The organism is Sinobaca sp. H24 (assembly GCF_023845525.1).
Genome location: NZ_JALBWT010000029.1, coordinates 41,966 through 63,668 on the forward strand (window position 1 = coordinate 41,966; position 21,703 = coordinate 63,668).

General features: G+C 46.4%; 18 protein-coding genes, 1 pseudogene and 1 riboswitch. Of the genes and pseudogenes, 15 read left to right on the forward strand and 4 right to left on the reverse strand.

Translation table 11 applies throughout. The features are described from left to right. From MMY81_RS25090 to MMY81_RS25105, 4 genes are all read left to right on the forward strand, one after another. Nucleotides 1–345: a YflT domain-containing protein gene (locus MMY81_RS25090; protein WP_252314967.1), complete on the forward strand. Its 345-nt coding sequence runs from the start codon at nucleotides 1–3 to the stop codon at nucleotides 343–345. Between the two features lie 322 nt (nucleotides 346–667). Then, a complete protein-coding gene (locus MMY81_RS25095) occupies nucleotides 668–1,816 on the forward strand; it encodes an NAD-dependent epimerase/dehydratase family protein (protein ID WP_120192764.1) in 1,149 nt (382 codons plus the stop codon). 21 nt (nucleotides 1,817–1,837) lie between these two features. Continuing rightward, the gene (locus MMY81_RS25100) at nucleotides 1,838–2,983 is read left to right on the forward strand and encodes a glycosyltransferase family 4 protein (RefSeq protein WP_252314968.1); all 1,146 of its coding nucleotides are present in this window, start codon (nucleotides 1,838–1,840) and stop codon (nucleotides 2,981–2,983) included. Nucleotides 2,984–3,022: 39 nt separating this feature from the next. Beyond that, nucleotides 3,023–3,475, forward strand: coding sequence for a GtrA family protein (locus tag MMY81_RS25105; protein WP_252314969.1), 453 nt, complete (start codon nucleotides 3,023–3,025; stop codon nucleotides 3,473–3,475). A 32-nt stretch (nucleotides 3,476–3,507) separates the two neighbouring features. Here the strand turns inward: MMY81_RS25105 and MMY81_RS25110 are convergent, their stop codons facing one another. The 3 genes from MMY81_RS25110 to MMY81_RS25120 are packed head-to-tail and all read right to left on the reverse strand — an operon-like array spanning nucleotide 3,508 to nucleotide 6,491. Beyond that, a complete protein-coding gene (locus MMY81_RS25110) occupies nucleotides 3,508–4,395 on the reverse strand; it encodes a metal ABC transporter permease (protein ID WP_252314970.1) in 888 nt (295 codons plus the stop codon). A 22-nt stretch (nucleotides 4,396–4,417) separates the two neighbouring features. Next, the gene (locus MMY81_RS25115; RefSeq protein WP_252314971.1) at nucleotides 4,418–5,731 is read right to left on the reverse strand and encodes an iron chelate uptake ABC transporter family permease subunit; all 1,314 of its coding nucleotides are present in this window, start codon (nucleotides 5,729–5,731) and stop codon (nucleotides 4,418–4,420) included. A 16-nt stretch (nucleotides 5,732–5,747) separates the two neighbouring features. Further along, nucleotides 5,748–6,491, reverse strand: a complete 744-nt coding sequence (locus tag MMY81_RS25120) for a metal ABC transporter ATP-binding protein (protein ID WP_252314972.1) — start codon at nucleotides 6,489–6,491, stop codon at nucleotides 5,748–5,750. Between the two features lie 199 nt (nucleotides 6,492–6,690). Here MMY81_RS25120 and MMY81_RS25125 point away from each other — a divergent pair, with 199 nt between their 5' ends. Beyond that, a complete protein-coding gene (locus tag MMY81_RS25125) occupies nucleotides 6,691–7,164 on the forward strand; it encodes a hypothetical protein (RefSeq protein WP_120192758.1) in 474 nt (157 codons plus the stop codon). A 136-nt stretch (nucleotides 7,165–7,300) separates the two neighbouring features. After that, complete coding sequence (locus tag MMY81_RS25130) at nucleotides 7,301–8,449, forward strand: glycerate kinase (RefSeq protein ID WP_252314973.1); 1,149 nt, start codon at nucleotides 7,301–7,303, stop codon at nucleotides 8,447–8,449. Nucleotides 8,450–8,535: 86 nt separating this feature from the next. Here the strand turns inward: MMY81_RS25130 and cls are convergent, their stop codons facing one another. Beyond that, nucleotides 8,536–9,999 carry a cardiolipin synthase gene (gene cls / locus MMY81_RS25135; RefSeq protein ID WP_252314974.1) on the reverse strand — a complete coding sequence of 488 codons (1,464 nt, stop codon included), beginning with the start codon at nucleotides 9,997–9,999 and terminating at the stop codon, nucleotides 8,536–8,538. A 196-nt stretch (nucleotides 10,000–10,195) separates the two neighbouring features. Here cls and coaW point away from each other — a divergent pair, with 196 nt between their 5' ends. From coaW to nirD, 9 genes and pseudogenes are all read left to right on the forward strand, one after another. Then, nucleotides 10,196–11,041 (forward strand): type II pantothenate kinase, encoded by an 846-nt coding sequence (gene coaW, locus MMY81_RS25140; protein WP_170146870.1) that lies wholly within the window; start codon nucleotides 10,196–10,198, stop codon nucleotides 11,039–11,041. A gap of 25 nt (nucleotides 11,042–11,066) precedes the next feature. Beyond that, complete coding sequence (locus MMY81_RS25145) at nucleotides 11,067–11,513, forward strand: MarR family winged helix-turn-helix transcriptional regulator (RefSeq protein WP_120192754.1); 447 nt, start codon at nucleotides 11,067–11,069, stop codon at nucleotides 11,511–11,513. 378 nt (nucleotides 11,514–11,891) lie between these two features. After that, nucleotides 11,892–15,023 (forward strand): efflux RND transporter permease subunit, encoded by a 3,132-nt coding sequence (locus MMY81_RS25150; RefSeq protein ID WP_252314975.1) that lies wholly within the window; start codon nucleotides 11,892–11,894, stop codon nucleotides 15,021–15,023. Nucleotides 15,024–15,061: 38 nt separating this feature from the next. Next, nucleotides 15,062–15,161: riboswitch (TPP riboswitch) on the forward strand. Nucleotides 15,162–15,285: 124 nt separating this feature from the next. Continuing rightward, entirely contained in the window at nucleotides 15,286–16,083 is a 798-nt protein-coding gene (gene thiD / locus MMY81_RS25155; RefSeq protein ID WP_120192752.1) for a bifunctional hydroxymethylpyrimidine kinase/phosphomethylpyrimidine kinase, read from the forward strand. A 30-nt stretch (nucleotides 16,084–16,113) separates the two neighbouring features. Further along, complete coding sequence (gene thiM, locus MMY81_RS25160) at nucleotides 16,114–16,947, forward strand: hydroxyethylthiazole kinase (RefSeq protein ID WP_374562791.1); 834 nt, start codon at nucleotides 16,114–16,116, stop codon at nucleotides 16,945–16,947. Continuing rightward, a complete protein-coding gene (gene thiE, locus MMY81_RS25165; RefSeq protein ID WP_252314977.1) occupies nucleotides 16,940–17,575 on the forward strand; it encodes a thiamine phosphate synthase in 636 nt (211 codons plus the stop codon). Before thiM ends, thiE begins: the two co-directional genes overlap by 8 nt. 164 nt (nucleotides 17,576–17,739) lie before the next feature. Next, the gene (gene cobA / locus MMY81_RS25170; RefSeq protein ID WP_120192749.1) at nucleotides 17,740–18,876 is read left to right on the forward strand and encodes a uroporphyrinogen-III C-methyltransferase; all 1,137 of its coding nucleotides are present in this window, start codon (nucleotides 17,740–17,742) and stop codon (nucleotides 18,874–18,876) included. A gap of 30 nt (nucleotides 18,877–18,906) precedes the next feature. Then, nucleotides 18,907–21,341 (forward strand): annotated as a pseudogene (nirB, locus tag MMY81_RS25175) (nitrite reductase large subunit NirB). An 18-nt stretch (nucleotides 21,342–21,359) separates the two neighbouring features. Then, nucleotides 21,360–21,683, forward strand: coding sequence for a nitrite reductase small subunit NirD (nirD, locus tag MMY81_RS25180; protein ID WP_120192747.1), 324 nt, complete (start codon nucleotides 21,360–21,362; stop codon nucleotides 21,681–21,683). Nucleotides 21,684–21,703: the final 20 nt, after the last annotated feature.

Consider the following 21,703-nt stretch of genomic DNA (forward strand, 5'->3'; position numbering starts at 1 on the left):
ATGGAACCATTTTATAAAGAATATTTAAACGACGATGAGGCTGTAACAGCTGTAGACAGATTAAAAACACAGGGCATCAGTGAGGATAACATTTTCGTCGTGACTCACGACAAAGAAAGAACAAATCGTGTAGCAGATGAAGCAGATGCCAACCCGGCAGGTGCCAAGGAGCAGGGAATCGGCGCGAGCATCAAAAACGTATTCCGCAAACAGGGAGACGAGCTTCGTGCAAAATTCCAGGAGCTTGGCTATACAGAAGCGAAAGCAGAAGAGCTGGAAGAAAAGCTCGACGACGGAAAAATTATTCTTGTCGTAAAAGATGCTCCAGCTGATTTAAGTCTATAATCAAAAAGAATGGGGTGCCTTCTTTGGAAGGCACCTCTTTTTTCTGTAAAATATAGAAAAGCATCAGTATGTAAAAGCATGGTATAACCCCGCAGAAAACTAAAAGTTACATAAATAATCAGCAAATAAAATAGCGGCTTTAAAACAAATGTTGTATAGTATACTATGGACAGGGTGTGTACCTTTTATACATATATTTTCGTATTATTACGTGTATAATTAGGTATGCTATGCGGTTTTTTTACAAGCAGCACTAATTTAAACAAAAAGAGACTATTCCAGCCGGATAGGATGGAATATATGACCTGGAGGTAGAAACACAATGAAAATCATTATTGCAGGCGGAGACGGATTCTGCGGCTGGCCGACAGCCCTTTATCTTTCCAAAAAAGGACATGACGTATCGATCGTAGATAATCTTATCAGAAGAAAATGGGACGAGGAACTTCATTCCAACTCTATTACCCCTCTTGCTACACTAGAAGAAAGAGTAGCGAAATGGAAAGAGCTCACTGGAAAAGAAATTCGTACATACGAAGGAGATTTAAATCATTATGATTTTCTTCGTGAGGTGTTAAAGCAGGAGCAGCCGGACGCATTTGTCCACTTTGCTGAACAGCGTTCCGCACCTTATTCCATGATTGACCGCGAGCATGCTGTTTTCACCCAGACAAACAACGTCGTAGGAACACTGAACGTACTATACGGCATTAAAGAAATTGTACCGGAGTGCCACTTAATTAAGCTTGGAACAATGGGAGAATACGGAACCCCTAACATCGAAATCGAAGAAGGCTATATCGAAATTGAGCATAAAGGCAGAAAAGATGTGCTTCCTTTTCCAAAGCAGCCAAACTCGTTTTACCATTTATCAAAAGTTCATGACAGCCACAATATTATGTTTGCCTGCAAGACGTGGGGTATTCGTGCCACCGATTTAAACCAGGGCATCGTATACGGCCTGGACACAGAAGAAACGGCTATGGATCCGGTTCTTGTAAACCGCCTCGATTATGACGGCGTGTTCGGAACGGCATTAAACCGCTTTATTATTCAGTCTGCTATCGGACATGACCTGACTGTTTACGGAAAAGGCCAGCAGATTAGAGGCTTCCTGAATATCCGCGACACCGTACGTTGTATTGAAATTGCTGCTGAAAATCCTGCAGACAATGGTGAGTTCCGCGTATTTAACCAGTTTACAGAAGAATTTTCTATTACGGACTTAGCGGAAATGGTGCAGCGTGTAGCAAAAGAAGAAGGCATTGAAGTGGAAGTCGGCAAGTATGACAATCCCCGCATCGAGGCAGAAGAGCATTTTTACCGTGCGGTAAATACAAATCTTCTAGACCTTGGACTTGAGCCGTTTATGCTGACAGATGATGTAATCAAAGAGATCCTTCACGCAGCACTGACTCATAAAGACCGCGTTGTAAAAGAAAATGTTCTTCCGAACGTAACCTGGAAATAATAAAAACGGAGTGTGTTCCTGTTGAAAATAGCCATAATAACTGAAACCTTTCTGCCTTCCACAGATGGTATCGTAACCCGGCTTACAGCCTGCATCAGCTGGCTGCTTGACCAGGGGCACGAGGTGCGGATTTACGCACCTGACCTTGGAGTTTATGAATATAAAGGAGCAAAAGTAATCGGCCTTTCCCACATTACGTTTCCTTTTTATCGCAAGCAGTTTGCGGTCCCGCATCCGGTCGTAAAAAAACATCTGAAGGAATATAAACCGGATGTAGTCCATGTAGTAAACCCGGCCGTGGTAGGATATGCAGGCATTAAATATGCAAGGCAGCTTAATCTGCCGCTTGTCGCCTCTTATCATACGAACCTGGCCCAGTATATGGATTATTATAAACTTGGCAGCTTGAAATGGCTGATGTGGTGGCATTTTCGCAGAATGCATAATCAGGCGGATATTAATTTATGTACGTCGCAGACGGTCAAAGATGAGCTGGTGAGCCGTAATTTTGAGCGTATGCATTTATGGAAGCGCGGGGTAAATACTGAGCAGTTTTCCCCGGACAAATACAGCGAATCGATGCGACGCCGGCTGACAGGCGGCCAGCCCGAAAAAACCCTGCTGCTATATGTAGGGAGACTGGCTGCGGAAAAAGAAATTGAGAAAGTCCGGCATGTTCTGGAAGAGTCGGATACGTTTGTTCTTGCTATTGTAGGAGACGGTCCGCACCGCCAGGCTCTTGAAGAACACTTCAAAGGTACGAATACGATTTTTACCGGATTTATGCATGGGGAAGAGCTGGCAGAAACATTTGCTACATCAGATGTGTTTGTGTTTCCTTCTACTACGGAAACGCTGGGACTCGTTATCATGGAAGCAATGGCATCCGGACTGCCTCTGGTGGCTGCACAGAGTGGACCTACCAGAGAACAGATCGAAGACGGAAAAACAGGGCTTTTATATGAACCTGACGTAGAAGGGGACTTTACGAAAACAGTTCTTCGCTTTGAAGACGAGCTTCTGCGTAAAAAAATGGCGGATCAGGCCCATCAGGATGTCCAGAGCTTCAGCTGGAACCAGGTGGCTGAACAGATTGAAGCTATCTATGAACAGGCTGTTTCCGGGGAAAAGCCCGCTGAAAGCAAAGAAGAGCTTTCCGGTTCCTGACAGGTATGAGCTGCATCCAGATTGAACTGAGGGATACCTATGGAAAAAAAGAAAAAAAGAAAAGGACTATTTCAGTACGCACAGTTTAGTGCTATTGGCATATCCAATGCCGCTGTAGATATTGGCACACTTAACCTGCTTCTTTACTTTTTTCCAACGGATGAACGGGTTATGCTGACTACCTATAACACGATATCCTACTGCCTGGCTGTAGCGAACAGCTATATCTGGAACGTTTTGATTACCTTCAGGGATTCTGCGAAAGGCAGCGGTAAACAAAGGATCGCTTTTGTGCTTCAGGGACTCGTAAGCCTTGGAGTAAATAACCTTGTGTTCATCGGCGGCAATACTTTGTTTCAGGCTGTCGGTGTACCCGGCTGGCTCCGCTATAATTTAGCAAAGGGAGTAGCAATGTTTCTTTCCTTTACGGCAAGCTTCTTTATGATAAAATATTTCGTTTTTAAAGATTCACATTTGAATAAAGAAAAATAAGCTGCGGCCATTGGCTGCAGCTTATTTTGTATTTAGGAAGAGGCGGGGGCAGCTGCTTTTTTTCTCTGCCTGCCTCGTAAAAGAATACCCTGGGAAGGGGAAAATAGAAAGGCGATAAGAAACAGAACGCCTGCAGCACTGGCAATACAGCCTGCGATCGATACATTTAAGTATTTAGCCGTATAATAGCCGGTAATCGCCGCAACAACTCCAGTCAAAGCGCTCACTATAATCATCCGGCTCAGCTTTTCCGTGAGCAGGTAAGCGGTAGCCGGCGGAACAATCAAAAGAGCGACCACCAGAATAGCGCCTACGGCATCAAAGGAAGCGACGGCTGTAATAGAAACCATTGTCATCAGAAGATAATGGAGCAATGTTACCGGAATACCAAGAGCCGCAGCAAGTGCCGGATCAAAGGAAGTGATTTTGAACTCTTTATACAGCAGAAGGATTAAAGCAAGATCAATAATAAAGACGGCCAGAATCACCCAGAACGCCTGTGGTCCCATTGGAATGCCGTTCCATTCTATCGTATGGAATGGGGCAAAGCTGATGTCTCCCATCAACACGTGATCCACGTCTAAATGAACATCTCTTGCATATAAAGAAACAAGAATAACGCCGACAGAGAATAAAGAAGTAAATACCACGCCAATAGCCGCATCAGAAGGCACGCCGGCGTTATCAAGCACCTGAATAAAATAAGTGGTCGCCAGTCCTACTACAGCGGCTCCGATAAGCATAAGCGGGCCTTCAAGCGTCTGGGAGACAAGAAACGCCCCGACAATGCCCAGCAGGACAGTGTGGCTGATGGCATCCGCCACCATTGCTATGCGGCGCAGTACAAGAAATGTACCAACAATGCCGCATGTAGCAGCGACAAGCGAACTGATCGCTAAAATCCATAGTTCGTAAAGCAAAGCGTGTTCCTCCTTTTATATACTAGGCCTGATCGGCGTATTCAATAGACGTCTGTTTAATAGCAAGAGAAATCGGCAGTTTTTGTTCAGCGGTGAGAAGGGAATGGATGCGCTCGTTCATTAGATAGTCCCGGGGCTTCCGAAGATCACCGTTTGCCGAAGCTTCTTTCCATGAACCAAGTTCAGCTTCATGCGTAAGATGAATGTCCTGAAGCCGGCGGAGCAGAGAAGAGTCATAGGCGTAGGCAAGTCCTTTCCCGGTCAGCACATATTTTCCGTCTTTCCGTGTAAGAAGGCCTTGTTTCTGCAGGGACTGAATGGTTTTTTCAAGACCGTTTCGGGGAAGACGCGTCTGCTCCTCGAGTTCCCTGTGGGAAAAAAGAGCGCTGTACTGGCCGGAAGCATAACGTTTTTCCAGCTTTTCATACATAGTGTCCAAAAGAAAATCATTCAGTACAAGCTGCGTGTTTTTTCTAGTTTCCATCATTCGAAACAAAATGCCCCGCTGCGGAGCGAACAGAAATGAAATCAAAAAGAAGGCCGTGGCGGTTACGACAATTACCGGTCCGGTGGGAAGCCCGCTTATCGTTGAGCTCAGCAAAGCACCAACAGCACCGGACAGACCTCCAATCAGTCCGGAAAGAACAGCCATTACACCAAGACGATCGGTCCAGTACCGGGCGGTGACAGCCGGTGTGATCAGCAGAGCCGCCATTAAAATGACTCCTACGGTCTGAATCCCTGTAATGACAACAAGAACTACCATAGAGCTGAGAAGCGCATTCAGAAAGCGTATTGGTAGTCCAATGCCTCCGGCAAACAAAGGATCAAAAATCAGAAGCTTTAACTCTTTAAAAAAGAGAAAAGAGAGAATAAGAAGAATAAGCGCACTTGCAATCAAAATCTGGACATCCGCTCCAACCAGAGAAGCCGCCTGACCGAAAATAAATTCGTCGAGTCCGCTGCTTTGGCTGTAGCTTCCATTCGTGATCATTGTTAACAGAACAATACCGAATCCAAAAAAGACAGAGAGCACGATACCTATTGCAGCATCCTGCTTTATTTTACTTTGTGAGTGCACGGCACGTATGGCATAGACAGCGAGGAGTCCGGTGAGGGCGGCACCTCCCATTAAAGCAAGCGTTTCCCGTCCAAACACCAAGAATCCAAGACAGATGCCGGGAAGCGCAGCGTGAGCCATTGCGTCGCCTACCAGGCTTTCTTTACGGAGAAGCACGAAACTTCCCACTACTCCGCTTGCCAGGCCAAGAAGCGCAGCCCCGGCCATTACCCACTGAAGATTCGGGCTGGATAAAAATTGCAGCCATTCCTGCATGAGGCGGTCTCCTTTCTTATATCTTAAGGTTTTCCTGTTGAATAAAAGACAAGCGGCCTCCGTACGTTTTCTGCAGCAGTTCAGAAGTGAAGGTCTGTTCTACAGGTCCGCATGCGATTAAACGCTGATTTAATAAGAGAACCCAGTCAAAGTATTCGGTTACGGTCTGCAGGTCGTGATGAACAACAATAACGGTTTTTCCTTTTTCTTTTAATTCTTTTAACAGATCTATAATAGCCCGCTCCGTAGTAGCGTCCACTCCGGCAAAAGGTTCATCCATGAAGTACACCTGGGCATCCTGGATAAGCGCTCTTGCTAGAAAAACACGCTGCTGCTGGCCTCCAGAGAGCTGGCTGATCTGCCGGTCCGCATATTCTTTCATCCCTACACGCTCCAGGGCCTCTACTGCTAAAGCTTTATCTTTTCTGGAAGGGCGTTTCAGCCAGCCTATCTGTGCATAACGGCCCATCATTACCACATCAAGAGCGTTGGTTGGGAAATCCCAGTCCACGTTGCCGCGCTGGGGAACGTAACCAATATTTTTCTTTTGGGAGCGTACGCTGCTTCCCAGTATTTCAACATTGCCGCTTGATTTGGGAATTAGTTCAAGAACCGCTTTTAAAAGCGTGGATTTACCTGCTCCATTCGGCCCTACGATTCCAATTAACCGGCCCTGCGGAAGCGCAAAGCTTACATTTCGAAGCACTGGTTCTTTACGGTAAGCCGCAGTGATATTTTCTACGCGGACAGCCTCTGACATGACAGTCCCTCCTTATATAGTGAATAGTCCAATATTTAGTCTTGAGACATAAAGTTGCCTTAGGGAAAGAATAGACTAAAAACATCTGCCCGTCAAATGAAAGAAGTCCGTAGTGGCGAAGCGGCTGATAATGTGAGAAAATAAAAATGTGCACACGCATCCTATCCAGAAAAATAGGAATTTCTAAAGGAGGAAGGGTATGAGTCAAAAAAAGCCAATTCATCTATACTTGTCCCGGTATAAGGAACATTTAGCGTATTTACGGGAAACTGGTCAGGAAACGTCCAGCTGGAAGGAGTTAAGAGATGAAGATTTACCTGCTTTTTTAACGATTACCGACTCCGATATAGAATGGCAGACGGATATGCTTGTGAGAGACTACGCCGAAGACGGCAATTGGAAAAGCGGCGATATGCTTCACATGAATATTACGCTGCAGGACGGAACGAAATATTCCATTCATGGATATTATATAGAAGAAAAGCAGGACTGGTTTCCCAATGAAAATCCGGTTATACACAAGAGCAATACTTGTGGGTTCTGCCAGTCGATTCTCGGTTTTGGAAAAGACAGAGGGCTCAAGCAGGAATTTTGTATGCTGCCTCTCCCGGAAAAGAAATATTTATTTGAAGAAGTGCTCAAGCGTCATGAATCAGAATTATACAAAGTATAAAAGCAGCCAATCATGTGAACCGGTGCATGATTGGTTTTTTTGTATACAAAGCTAATGACGGTTTAATTGTTACCGGTTACAATAATAGAGAAACCCGCGCAGGTCCAAAAAGCGGCAGACACAGGAGGCTCCAAATATGAAAATAGTCATTGCACCCGATTCATTTAAAGAAAGCATGACAGCACTGGAAGCAGCAGAAAGTATGAAAAAAGGCTGGAAAGACATATTTGGAGAAGAGGCTTCTGTTGATGTGATACCTATGGCAGATGGCGGAGAAGGCACAACCACGTCTCTTGCTGAAGCACTGGAAGCCTCTATGCATCAAATAGAAGTAACGTCACCAAACGGAGAAAAAGTTACTGCTGAATATGCGGTCTCAAAAGATGGCAGGACTGCTGTTCTGGAAATGGCGGAAGCATCGGGCATCGGCCTGGTTGATGAGAAGGAGAGAAACCCGCTGACAGCCACCTCTTACGGAACCGGAGAGCTGATTCAGGATGCTCTTGGAAAAGGCGTGGAAAAAATCATTATTGGTATTGGCGGAAGCGCCACAAATGATGGAGGGGCCGGGATGATACAAGCGCTGGGCGGCCGGCTGTTGGATAATGAAGGTCAGGAAGTTGCAGCGGGAGGCGCAGCGCTTGCCGGCCTGCACTCCATTCATTTATCCGGATTGGATGACAGGCTGAAGCAGGTAAGTATATCGGTCGCCTGCGATGTGAAAAATCCATTAACAGGGAAAAATGGAGCCAGCGCAGTATATGGCCCTCAAAAAGGTGCGACCCCGGATATGGTAAAAACGCTGGATGAGGCTCTGGGCGTTTTTGCTGACGTCATGAAGCGGGATCTTAATGCAGATATTGCACACATAGAAGGAGCAGGAGCCGCAGGCGGCATGGGCGCCGGACTAATAGGGTGCCTTGACGCATCGCTTGAATCCGGAATCGATATTGTGCTGAAAGAAACAAATTTCTATGAACGGGTAAAAGGGGCGGACCTTGTCGTTACCGGGGAAGGAAAAATGGACAGCCAGACCGTTTACGGAAAAACACCTGTAGGCGTGGCAAAAGCAGCACATTCCGTTAACAAAAATGCCGTTGTTCTCGCTGTCTGCGGCCAGCTTGGCGAAGGGTACGAAGCAGTCTATGAGCATGGCATTACCGCAGCATTCAGCATGGTGCCTGGTCCGAATGACCTTCAAACAGCACTGAAGAACGGGCCGGAGTATGCAGAAAAGATTTCAAGAAGCCTTGCTCTTATGTGGAAAGCATCCAGCGGAAAATAAAAGCATCCGCAAAGCAGACGCTGGAAACATATGTAACAAAAAGCCGCTCCTGAAAAAGGGGCGGCTTTTTATGATAGATTTTTCTCTTATAAAATAGGCGAAAGAAGATGGGCAATGGCTTCTTTAAAGCGGATCCACAACGAACGTTTTTTGTAATTATTAAGGGTGAAACGAGTGGACTGCTTCATATCTTCTTCAAAAATAAGAGCCATCCGCTGGCTGAATGGATGATGATAAATAAATGCATTTACTTCAAAATTCAGGGCAAAGCTGCGGTTATCAATATTCGCCGTGCCGACCGAGCTGACTTTTCCATCTACGACAATCGTTTTGGCATGAATAAATCCATTATCATAAATATAGACTTCGGCTCCTGCTTCGAGGATAGTTCCAATATGAGAATAGGTTGCCCAGTATACAAACGGATGATCCGGCTTGTTGGGAATCATAATACGTACGTCCACGCCTGATAAAGCGGCAATCCGCAGGGCGTCCATCAGGCTTTGGTCCGGAATGAAATATGGCGTTTGAATATAGACCGATTCTTTAGCCATTAAAATCATTTTAATATACCCGTTTTTAATTTGTTCCCATTGGGAATCCGGCCCGCTCGAAACGATCTGTACGGCCGTGTTGCCGGCATGCGGATCGACTGCAGGAAACAGCCCTTCCTGATAATGAATATCCCGTTTATCGGGACTTGCTTGATTCCAGTCCAAAATAAAACGCGTCTGCAGGGCTTTTACTGCGTCACCGAGCATCCGCAGATGGGTATCTCGCCAGTATCCGAACTTGGGATCAAGTCCCAAATATTCATCACCGACATTAAAGCCCCCGGTATAGCCGATTTTACCATCAATAATGACAATTTTCCGGTGATTCCGGTAGTTAAGCCGCAGGTTAATGAAGGGGATGCGCCTCGGGAAAAAGATGCTTGTTTCTCCACCTGCGGCGTGAAAGGCACGGAATGACTTTTTGGAAATAGACCGCGAACCCATTTCATCATACAAAATCCGGACTTTTACACCCTCTTCAGCTTTTTTGGTTAAAGCTTTAATAATTCTTGTACCGAGCTTATCGTCGCGAAGAATATAATATTGAAAATGAATATGATCTTCTGCCGCTTCGATATCTTTCATCAGCGCTTCGAATTTCTTTCCGCCGTCAATGAATATATCTACTTCATTTTCCTGGGTAAGTACGGAATCGTTATTGACGAGCTGCATAAAAATAAGATCACGGTGCTCGCGGACCGATGGATCAATAAAGTGGAACCGTTCTTCCCGAAGTGCGGCAATTTGTGCTCGGATTAAATCTTCAATGCCGATTTTCTTAATGTCTTCCCAGTCAAATAACCGGCGCCTTGTCAGGTTCTGTCCGAAAATGAGGTAAAGGATAAATCCAAGAAATGGAATAAAAAACAGCACCATAACCCAGGCCCAGGTTGACGTGGCGTCCCTGCGTTCCAAAAATATGATAATTCCGGCAAATACGATGTTTAATACAAATAAAATACTTAATATAATAGAAAACACTTCGCCTATCGTCATGCAGTTGTGTCACCTCCGTAGATCTCCTTCCACATTTTAGCATAATTTAGAGAAAGACAGAGAAAGATAATATCTGTAAATAAAGAATAATCCAATGCAAAAACAGGATATACCACTTATAATGAGTTATACGATAAAAAGATACAGAGCAGTTGTGTTAACGACCGCCGTTGCAGGGAGAGGAGAAGCTGAATACATGAGTGATCAATATATAGGAATCGATGGAGGGGGCACTCTTTCCAAAATTGTGTATGCGAAAGGGAATGACTGGGGATACAAAAAAATCGCCACATCGAAATTCCACGAACTGCACGACTGGTTTAAAGAAACCTTTGATGATCCGTACGTACAGGTAACGGGGGGAAAGGCGGGGGCGCTGATGAAAGAACTGCCTTTTGCCGCAAAGAAAATTAATGAATTTGAAGCCACCTGTGAAGGAGTCAAATGGCAGCTGGAAAGAAGCGGTTTGATTAATAAAACAGGAGATCGTTTTATCGTAGCTAATGTCGGGACCGGAACATCTATTCATATGGTTGACCAGGACTCCTATGAGCGGATCGGGGGAAGCGGAATGGGTGGAGGCACGCTGCTCGGCTTATCTTATTTGTTAACGGGGGAAGATGAATTCGACAGGATTTTGACTCTCGGAGAGCAGGGAGACGGCAGAAAGTTAAACGTCACGGTCGGGGATATTTATTCTCATGAACCCCCGCCCATTTCCGGGGACTTGACGGCAAGCAACTTTGGAGATCTTGCTCAAATGAAACAGGGTACCCATAATAAAGAAGACTACATCGCGACCGTTGTACGGATGATCGGTGAAACCATTACGACGATGAGCGTACAGGCAGCTGACCGGATAGGGACGGACGCTGTTATTTATATAGGAACTACCTTTTCCAATCACAATACACTGCAGTCCATTATGACCCAGTACACGGAGCTTCGTGGGAAGAAGGCTTATTTTCTGGAAAATGGAGAATTCAGCGGGGCAATTGGAGCTCTGCTGAACAAAGGATTGAAAAAAGCGGTACTGCGGTAACGCAGCAGCCAGGGGTGAGAAGCAAATGGCATATGAAGAATATAAAGAAATACTGCACAGTACGATAAAGTCACTAGAAAGCATTTCAAGAAACCTGCAGCCGAAGCTTCCACTGCTTCAAAAACTTCAGCTGACCACAAGGCAGGAAGCAATGATGATGAGGCTTGTCCAGGATGAGAACGTCTCTATTTCAAACCTGGCCTATTATTTAAACATTTCGAAGAGCGCAGTCAGCCAGGCATTAAACCGTCTTGAAAAAGAAGAGCTTCTGATCCGGCTCATTAATGAGGAAAACCGCCGGGAAATGATTATCAAGCTTGGTCCCCAGGGAGAACGGCTCCAGGAGGAATTCCGGCTTTTTGAAGAATCGATTATCCAGGATTATATCAGCCAATTGAAAAAAGAAGAAATTGAACAAATCGACCAGACATTAAAAAAACTGGATAAGCTGATAAAAGAAACTGAAGAGTAAGAAATGTTCCTGCGCAAAGAGTTCTTTTTTGCAGGCTTTTGTATAAAAATATGTATTTTTGATTTTTTTCAACAGACTGAGCAGCATTTGCTGCTCTTTTTGCATGAAAATATTAATTAGATGAATTCTTTGTGAAATGGAGATAGATTAATTGACTCTCTGCTGTGGTTGCTTTAGTTTATTAAATAGTTAAGCTGCTTAACTATTTATATTCTTACATACAACAACTATTCCATTCTTTAACCGGCAGAATAATAATACACATATAAAAACTGGAACACATGGTATAAAATGCTTCTGCCCGGCAGTCTGAGGCACTGGAGAGTGTCAAAGTGAAGCGCTGAGAAGGGTGCAGGCGTAAGAGGAGGAACGGTGTACGTGAAAATTACTGATTTATCCATTCGCAGGCCGAAACTGACTATTGTAGGAATGATTCTTTTTATTTTACTGGGAGCGGTATCATTAACCAATCTGCCTCTCCAGCTTTTTCCGGAAATTGACCCTCCAGTTGCAGCTGTTGTAACAAGCTACCCGGGTGCGAGTCCGGAAGAAGTGGAGGAAAGTGTGACGATTCCGCTTGAGGAGCAGCTATCCACGCTTCCCGGCCTGAATAATATTACCTCGACCTCTGAAGAAGGCTCTGCTTTAATCCTTCTGGAATTCTCCTGGGAGACGGCTATTGATGATGTAGAGCAGGATGTTATCAGCTCGATGGGGGATGCCCCGCTTCCAGATGATGCGACGGATCCTTCTTTTCTGAAATTTGATCCTTCCATGTTTGGCATGGCGCAGATCGCTGTCACTTCTGATGATATGGAGGTAATAGACTTTCAGGATGACCTGGCTTCTATCCGCACAGAACTGGAACGTGTGGAAGGGGTGGCCAACGTTGATGAATCGGGCCGGGTGACGGAACGGTATGAAATTAACCTGGATCAGGCGCAGCTTGAAGAATATCAGATTACCCAGGAAGACATCGTTAATGTGATACAGTCCAACAATGTGTCGCTTCCGGGAGGAACGGTGGAGTCAGGAGAAAGAACCCTCACGACAAGAGTATTAAAGGAAATAGAAGCTCAGGAAGACTTAGAAGAGCTGTTTGTGACCATTGATCCTCAAACAGGAGATGAGCTGTTTTTGTCGGACGTGGCGGAAGTAGCCCTTGCTCCTGAAGAAAGAAATGCTATAACAAGAACAAATCAAGAGCCGGCTATGCAGCTTAACTTAATGAAGGAAACGGATGCAAATGCGGCAACGGTATCAGAAGCATTCAACAGTGAACTCGATACACTGCTCGAAGAAGATCAGTACAGCAGCCTGAATTTTACGACATTCTACGATGAAGGGGATTACATCCAGCAGTCGATCAACAGCGTGACTACAGCTCTTATTACGGGCGGTGTGTTTGCGATGCTTGTGCTGTTTTTCTTTCTTCGTAACTTAAAGACTCCGCTGATTATTGGAGTGGCGATACCATTTTCCGTTATCGTGACGTTTGGGTTTTTATATTTTACGGATGTCGGACTGAACTTGATGACTCTCGGCGGACTTGCGCTTGGCATTGGAATGCTCGTCGACAACGCCATTGTTGTAATTGAGAATATTTACCGGCATTTGTCGATGGGAAAAACGCCGAGGAAGGCGGCCTCCGAAGGAACAAAAGAAGTTGGGGGTGCGATTACGGCATCGACGCTGACGACCGTTTCCGTCTTTCTGCCGATTATCTTTGTATCCGGTATTGTCGGAAATATTTTCACCGAGTTTGCACTGGCGGTGTCCTTCAGCTTAATTGCTTCCTTGTTTGTGGCTGTTACCGTTGTACCGATGATGGCCAGCCGCATCCTGAAAGCCCCTAAAGAAGATATAGAAGAAAAAAGACAGAACTCCCGTTATATGAAGCGTCTGGAAAGAGCGAGCAAATGGTCGCTGAAGCATCGTTTTCTTACGCTGTTTATCACCTTATTATTTCTTATTGCGGGCGGTGCCGGTCTTGCTACGACAGGCGTTAACTTTCTTCCTGCAAGCGATCAGGGCTTTTTCTCGATCGATGTGGAAACAGAATACGGCACCAATCTGGAAACAACGACCGCTATTACTGAAGACATTGAAGCTATTTTAAATGAAGAGGGTGCTGTAGACAGCTACTTAACAATGATCGGCTCTTCGGGTGACGGCGGTGCCGCATCAGGAGGACCATCAGGTTCTAATGAAGCGCAGGTGATGGTCACCATGCAGCCTATGGAAGACAGAGAAGCAAGTACCATCGACTTTATTGAACAGATAGAAGATGAAGTCATCGACGTAGAGCCGGATGCTGATATTTCCCTTTCCAGCCAGACCGCTATAGGCGGAGGGGAAGCAAATACGGTTGTCTTTACGATCAGCGATCAGAATGTAAATACACTCGATGAGTCTAAAGAGTATATGATCTCAGAGCTGAGAGATTCGGAAGATATACGGGAAATATCGACATCAGATGAAGATACTGCGCCGGAACTGCAGATCTCTGTGGATGAAGAAAATGCACGAGACAATGGTCTTGCTGCCGCCCAGATCGCAGAGAGCGTGGATAATGCAACCCGCGGCCAGACGGCAACAACGATCCAGACGCCGGGGAGCACAACGTACGATGTGGTGGTTCAATATGAAACCGGAGAACTGGAAACAGCAGAAGATTTAGAAACGCTGCTGATTGCCAATCAGGAAGGCGAGTATATTGAACTCGGGGAAGTAGCTGACATTGAAGAAGGCAGCGGGCCCGCCGTTATTAACCGTGATGATCAGCAGCGCAGCGTGGAAATAACAGCCGCCTACAGTTCGAATACCACATTGAATGAGGCATCTAATTTAGTAACGGATATATATGAAAGCAATGATATGGCAGACAGTACCTCTCTAGCCTATTCGGGAGAGCAGGAACTGCTGGATGACGCGCTCGACAGTATGATATTTGCCTTTATTCTCGGCCTGCTGTTTATTTATTTAGTCATGGCCGGCCAGTTTGAATCTTTCAAATATCCATTTATCGTTATGTTCAGCGTACCGCTCGTGGTCATAGGAGTAAGCATTGCGCTTGCCATCACGCAGACTCCTCTAAGCGTTACCGTCTTTATCGGGCTTATCGTTCTGGCTGGTATTGTCGTGAACAATGCGATTGTACTGGTAGACTATATTAATCAGCAGAAAGAAAAAGGCATGGCTTCCAAAGAAGCTATTGTGGAATCTGTTAAACAGAGAACCCGTCCTATTCTTATGACAGCCGTGACAACGATTCTTGGCGTCGTTCCTTTATCACTCGGCATCGGGGAAGGAGCGGAAATTCAGCAGCCGATGGGTATTGCCGTTATCGGCGGGCTGGTCAGCAGCACTTTCCTGACGTTGTTTGTTATTCCAGTACTGTACAGCTTTATGGATAAAAATTTCCGTAAAATGAGAAAAGAAGAAAAAAAGGCAAAGAAAGAACAGAAACGCGAAAAAAAGCGGCAGAAGCAGGGAGAAATAAATGATTAATTGACAATAAAGCTTTCTCTCCCGTAACATGAAATAAAGACAACCACTAGGGGCGCATATGCTGAGATAAGGAAATTCCTTTGTCCCTCTGAACCTGATCTGGGTAAAGCCAGCGTAGGAAAGTGGAGCGTGCGTTTTTATCAGGCTGGCATAGTCAGCAAAAGCCGCTCCTTTCAAGGGGCGGCTTTTTTATATGGGGAGAGCAGAAAAGTAAAAGCTGTCCCGGATGTGGTGAGTACACCTAAAAACGGAGGAACAAATCATGGCGGAAATACCAAAAGTATTATCGATAGCGGGAACAGACCCTACTGGAGGCGCAGGCATTCATGCCGACTTAAAAACATTTCAGGAGGTCGGGGCTTATGGAATGGCGGTTATTACAAGCGTCGTTGCCCAGAATACCGTAGGGGTCAAAGACGTTTGGCATATGGAAAATGAAGCCATTCTAAAACAGCTGGAAGCAGTACTCGAAGATATCCGGCCTCAGGCGGTAAAAACCGGCATGATCGCTCTGCCATCTATGATTGAAAGCATCACGGACCGGCTGGAACGGGAAAATCTGCCGATTATTGTAGACCCGGTGATGGTCGCGACAAGCGGTGACTCGTTAATGGATAAAGAAACGACAGAGCTGATGATTAACCGGCTGCTGCCTATAGCAGAAGTCGTGACTCCTAATATGGAAGAAGCCGAAAAGCTTACCGGCGTAAACGTATCTACGATAAAAGAGGCTGAAAAAGCAGCCCGTCTGCTGGTCGATGAGATGGGAGCCGGGGCTGCTGTTGTAAAGGGTGGACACGCCAAAGATACGGCCATTGATGTGTTATATTATAAGAAAGAGTTTATTCATCTGACAGCGGATCGATTTGATACAAAGCATACGCACGGGACGGGATGTACATTCTCTGCGGCTATTGCTGCCAATCGGGCGAAAGGCATTCCCGTCATCAAATCATGTGAGCTGGCTAAGGAATTTATTACAAAAGCGATCAGCCATCCGCTCAATATCGGACACGGCAGCGGACCGGTTAATCACTGGGGACGATTTTTAGAGAAATAAATGAAATGACCTGGAGGGAAAGAGAACATGATGCATTCTGAAGGAAAAAAAGTATATAAAGTTCTGCATGAAATGCGGACAGCAAAGCCTCTTATTCATAACATTACAAACGTAGTCGTAACAAACTTTACGGCAAACGGCCTTTTAGCGGCCGGTGCGTCGCCTGTGATGGCGAATGCAAAAGAAGAAGCCGCAGATATGGCGGCTGCCGCAGATGCGCTTGTGCTTAATATTGGAACGCTGAACCAATTACAGGTGGAGTCAATGCTTCTTGCTGGAGCAGCGGCAAACAAAAAAGGCATTCCGGTAGTGCTGGATCCGGTAGGGGCCGGTGCTACAGCCTACCGCACGGATACAGCGCGCCGGCTTCTAAAAGAAATAGATATTTCCCTTATCCGCGGCAATGCAGGAGAAATTGCCGCTGTCGCAGGACTTGAAAGCAGCACACGCGGAGTCGACTCAGGATCCTCCCAGTCAGGAACAGCAGAAACGGCAGAACGTGCTTTTCAGGCACTGAAGCTTCCTATCGTGGTTACCGGAGCGGTTGACGCTGTAACGGATGGAAAAGATATGTACCGCATCCATAATGGCCATTCGATGATGACAAGAGTGACCGGATCCGGCTGTCTGCTAAGCTCCCTGATCGGTTCTTTTCTGACGGTGACGGACGATGTGGCATACGGCGCAGCCGCAGCGCTCGGCTACTACGGGGTAGCGGCTGAAAAAGCCGGCGGATTTGCTTCGATGAGAGGACCCGGCACGTTTCAGGTAGAGCTGCTGAACGCCCTGTACCATGTAGGGGATATGGATATCAGACAGCAGCTGACACTAAAAAAAGAAGCATTGAAAGGCACTTATGAATAAAGAAACACTGCTGCTTTATTTTATTATGGGCAGCCAGGATACGGATAAAAATCCTGCTGAAGTACTCGAGCAGGCGGTCGCGGGCGGGATTACCTGCTTTCAGTTTCGTGAAAAAGGACCGGCTTCAAAAACGGCAGAACAAAAAGAAGAGCTGGCTCGTGAACTGCTTGCTGTATGCCGAAGCCGCAGCATTCCGTTTATTGTAAACGATGATGTCGATCTTGCTGTAAAGATCGGGGCGGACGGCGTTCACATTGGCCAGGGGGATGAGCCCGCTTCTAGTGTAAAAAAGAAACTACCGGCCCATATGATTGTAGGCGTGTCGGCAAAAACACTGAAGGAAGCCGAAAAAGCTGTACAGGACGAGGCCGATTATATTGGAACAGGACCTATGTACGCCACTACATCAAAGGATGATGCCGATGAGCCTATCGGTCCGGAAGGCATACAGGACTTACGGAAATTTGGTATTACCCTTCCGATTGTAGGCATCGGCGGCATTACAGAGAAAAATGTGAAAAGCATCATGAGGGCTGGAGCTGACGGGGTATCGCTGATTTCTGCTATCAGCCGGGCAATAGATCCGAAAGAGGCAGCACAACGTCTTAGGCAGCTGGCTCAAAAATAATCACGACTTCAACCCGCTTCTTTTAAGGAGCGGGTTTTTTCTGTTATTTAATATGTATTTAATATGCATAATAAAGTGTGTTAGATTATCTTTCGCTGTTGCAGAAATTCCCAGCTTCTTTCTATACAATACATAATTATAAAGAAAAGCAGGAGTGAAACGAAATGAAACCAGGTGTCGTTTGTTTTGTAGGAGCCGGTCCAGGAGATCCGGAGCTGTTGACAATCAAGGGATTGAAAGCTCTTCAGCGGGCTGACGTTGTGGTATTTGACAGGCTGGTCCATCCCGCCCTGCTTTTGGAAGCTGATCCGGAAGCGAAATTTATCTACTGTGGAAAAAAACCGTGCGAGCATACGCTGCGGCAGCAGGATATTCAAACAGAGCTGCTGATTCAGGCAAAGAAGGGAAAAAGGGTCGTCCGGCTGAAGGGCGGCGATCCGGGTATATTCGGAAGAGTTGGGGAAGAGGCGGAAATGCTCCGCAGTCATAAAGTTGCCTATGAAATGATTCCGGGTGTAACTGCTGCCAGCGCTGCTTCGCTCTATGCAGGAGTGCCGCTTACGCATCGGGACCATGCCAGGTCCCTTGCTATTGTGACAGGGCACAGCAAAGAGAAGTCCGGGAAGCCGGAGGCAGACTGGGCAGGCCTCGCGAAAGGAATGGAAACGATCGTCTTTTATATGGGAATGAAAAACCTTCCTTTCATCGCTTCTGAACTGATCAGCCATGGAAAAAACGAAGGTACCCCGGTGCTTGTCGTTGAATGGGGGACCTGCGGCAGACAGCGGGAAATAATAGGAACGCTTGCTGATATCGAAAGAAAAGCGGCGGATCAAAAAATGGCAAACCCTTCCATCATTATTGTAGGAGAAGTAGCTGTACTTCATCACAAGCTGCAGTGGATAGAGAAGGGGCCGCTAACTGGAGAAGGATGCATTATTCATCATGCCACTCCGGAAACAGAAAAATTTCAAAAGGAATGGGAAAGCCTGGGAGCGGAAGTGTATACAGGGAGCCGCAAATGGGGAAACCGGGAAAAAACGGCTTTCAGCCATTTAACCATGGTCGGCCATGCGTCTCATATCATCGTGCCGGACCTGGCTTCCGCCGCTGACTGTCTGGAATCTCTTCCGGGAGACTTAATAGAAGATAAACTTACTTTCTACTGCTGTTCCAGAAGCGCCGCTGATTCGTTAAAGCAGGCAGGAGCACAGTATGTAACCTGTCTCCCGGAAGCTGGAAGTTTTGAAAAATGGATTTCATTGTCTGCTGATAAGCCTGCTCTAGCCGAAATCATCTGAGTTATATCATTCAAAGGAGTGTCGTACAGCATGCGTAAAGAGAATATTGTCTTAATAGGGAACGGAATGGCCGGTATTCGAACGATTGAGGAAAAAAAAAAGAACCGAATCGCTTTACTATTACCATTTTCGGAAAAGAACCGTACCCAAATTATAATCGTATTCTGCTCTCCAAAGTGCTGCAGGGAGACAGCGACATCAATGAAATTATTTTGAACGACTATGACTGGTATGAAGAAAAGAATATTACCCTTTATGCAGGAGATGAAGCGGAGGAAATTGATAAAAAGAAAAAAGTTGTACGGAGCAGACAGGGCCGTGAATGTCCGTATGACCATTTAATTATTGCAACGGGGTCCAATGCGTTTATGCTGCCTTTACCTGGTGCAGATAAAGAAGGGGTCATTGCCTTCCGGGATATTAAAGACACAGAAGAAATGATCAGTGCCTCTAAAAAATATAGAAGAGCGGTCGTTATTGGAGGAGGACTGCTTGGTCTGGAAGCAGCCCGCGGCCTGTTGAATCTGGATATGGAAACTGAAGTCGTACATAACAGCAGCTATCTGATGGAGCGCCAGCTTGATGAGCCGGCATCCCGAATGCTGAAGAATGATTTGGAAGCACAGGGCATGCGGTTTCATATGGCGAAAGACACAGAAAAGATACTGGGAAAAAAACGGGTGGAGGGACTGAAATTTAAAGATGGTTCCACGCTGGAAGCCGATCTGGTCGTCATGGCCGTCGGTATCCGACCTAACGCCGTATTAGCAGGGGCTTCAGGGATCGATACGAATCGTGCTATTCTCGTTAATGATCATATGGAAACAAGCGTTAAAGACATATATGCGGTAGGCGAATGCGCCGAGCACAACGGTATTGCCTACGGCCTGGTGGCTCCACTTTATGAGCAGGGAAAGGTGCTGGCTGAACGAATCTGTGCAAAAGCGCGTACCGGCACCGGTTATCAGGGGTCGCTCACGTATACGCAGCTGAAGGTATCCGGTGTGGATGTGTTTTCTGCGGGCACATTTCAGGATGAAGAGGATACGAAAGCAATCCGCGTGCACGATGAATTTGAAGGCATATACAAAAAAGTGGTCGTACGTGACAACCGCGTAGTAGGAGCGGTTCTCTACGGAGAGACCGCGGATTCGCCGAGACTGCTTGAAATGATGAAAAAAGGCCAGGACATTACCGGCCTTGGGAAAACCATTATTCTTCCCTCAGAACAGGAAGGCGGAGAAGTAGAAAGCCTGACTGCTGCAATGGAGCCGTTCGAAACCATCTGCGGCTGTAACGGGGTCTGTAAAGGCGATATTGTGGAAGCCATTCAAAAAGATGGATTAACCTCAGTGGAAGAAGTAAAAAAGCATACAAATGCCGCCCGGTCATGTGGAGGGTGCAAGCCGCTTGTAGCCGACCTGCTCGCCCACACGCTCGGAGATGAGGCAGGAGAAGGTCTGCAGGAAGAGCCAATGTGCGGCTGTACCGACCTTACGCACGAAGAAGTCGGGGAAGAGATTAGGACCAAACAGCTTACGCTGACGAGAGAAGTCATGAATGTACTCCACTGGAAAACATCGGAAGGCTGTTCCAAATGCCGGCCGGCGATCAATTACTATTTAGGCGTAGCCCATCCAAAAGAATATGAAGATGACCCCTCGTCCCGTTTTGTAAACGAAAGAATGCACGCCAACATTCAAAACGACGGTACTTATTCGGTCGTGCCAAGAATGTACGGAGGGGTAACCAATCCGGATCAGCTCCGGAAAATTGCAGAGGTGGCCGACAAGTACGATGTGCCCCTGCTGAAATTAACCGGCGGGCAGCGAATTGATATGCTGGGTATTCCAAAGGCGGATCTGCCCTCAGTCTGGGAAGACTTGAATATGCCTTCCGGTTACGCCTATGCCAAATCGCTTCGCACAGTGAAAACATGCGTAGGAGAAGATTTCTGCCGTTTCGGCACCCAGGACTCGATCGGCCTGGGCATCGCCATTGAAAAGAAATACGACCGGCTGAACACTCCGCATAAAGTAAAAATGGCAGTATCGGCCTGCCCGAGAAACTGCGCGGAGTCCGGAATTAAAGACCTGGGAATTGTCGGGGTGGAAGGTGCCTGGGAGCTGTATGCAGGCGGCAACGGCGGCGTGGATTTAAAAGGCGGCGAGCTGCTTACGAAAGTGCAGACAACCGAAGAAGTAATCGATACGATCAGCGCCTACCTGCAGTACTACCGGGAAAACGCCAGATATCTGGAAAGAACGTCGCATTGGATCGGGCGCGTAGGCCTGGAGCATGTAAAATCCGTTATTTTAGATAATAAAGAAGAGCGCAAAGCACTGATTGCGCGTATGGATACAGCGTTGGAAGCTCTTCCGGAAGATCCGTGGAAGTCGATTACGAGCAATGAGAAGAAGCGGGAAGAGCTGTTTGAGCAGAAAAAAGTAGAAGTTCTTCAATAAACAAAAAGGAGCGGGGCCATGGCTGAAACAACCGAAACAACAGCGGTATATGTAGCGGACGTAGAAGAATTTACCAAAGGCATCCCTAAAGAAATATTTGTTAATGGAGAATCAATTGCCTTTTTTAAAACGAACTCAGATAAAATCAGGGCAATCCGCAACAGCTGCCCCCATAAAGGCGGCCCCCTTTCCCAGGGAATTGTCAGCGGAGACTATGTATTCTGCCCGCTTCATGACTGGAAAATAAGCACAGTAGATGGAAAAGCCCAGGCACCCGATGTGGGCTGCACCCATTCCTATTCTGTGCAGGTGGAAGGCAGCAGCGTGTATATTCAAATATAAAAGAAAAGCCCAAAAAAATG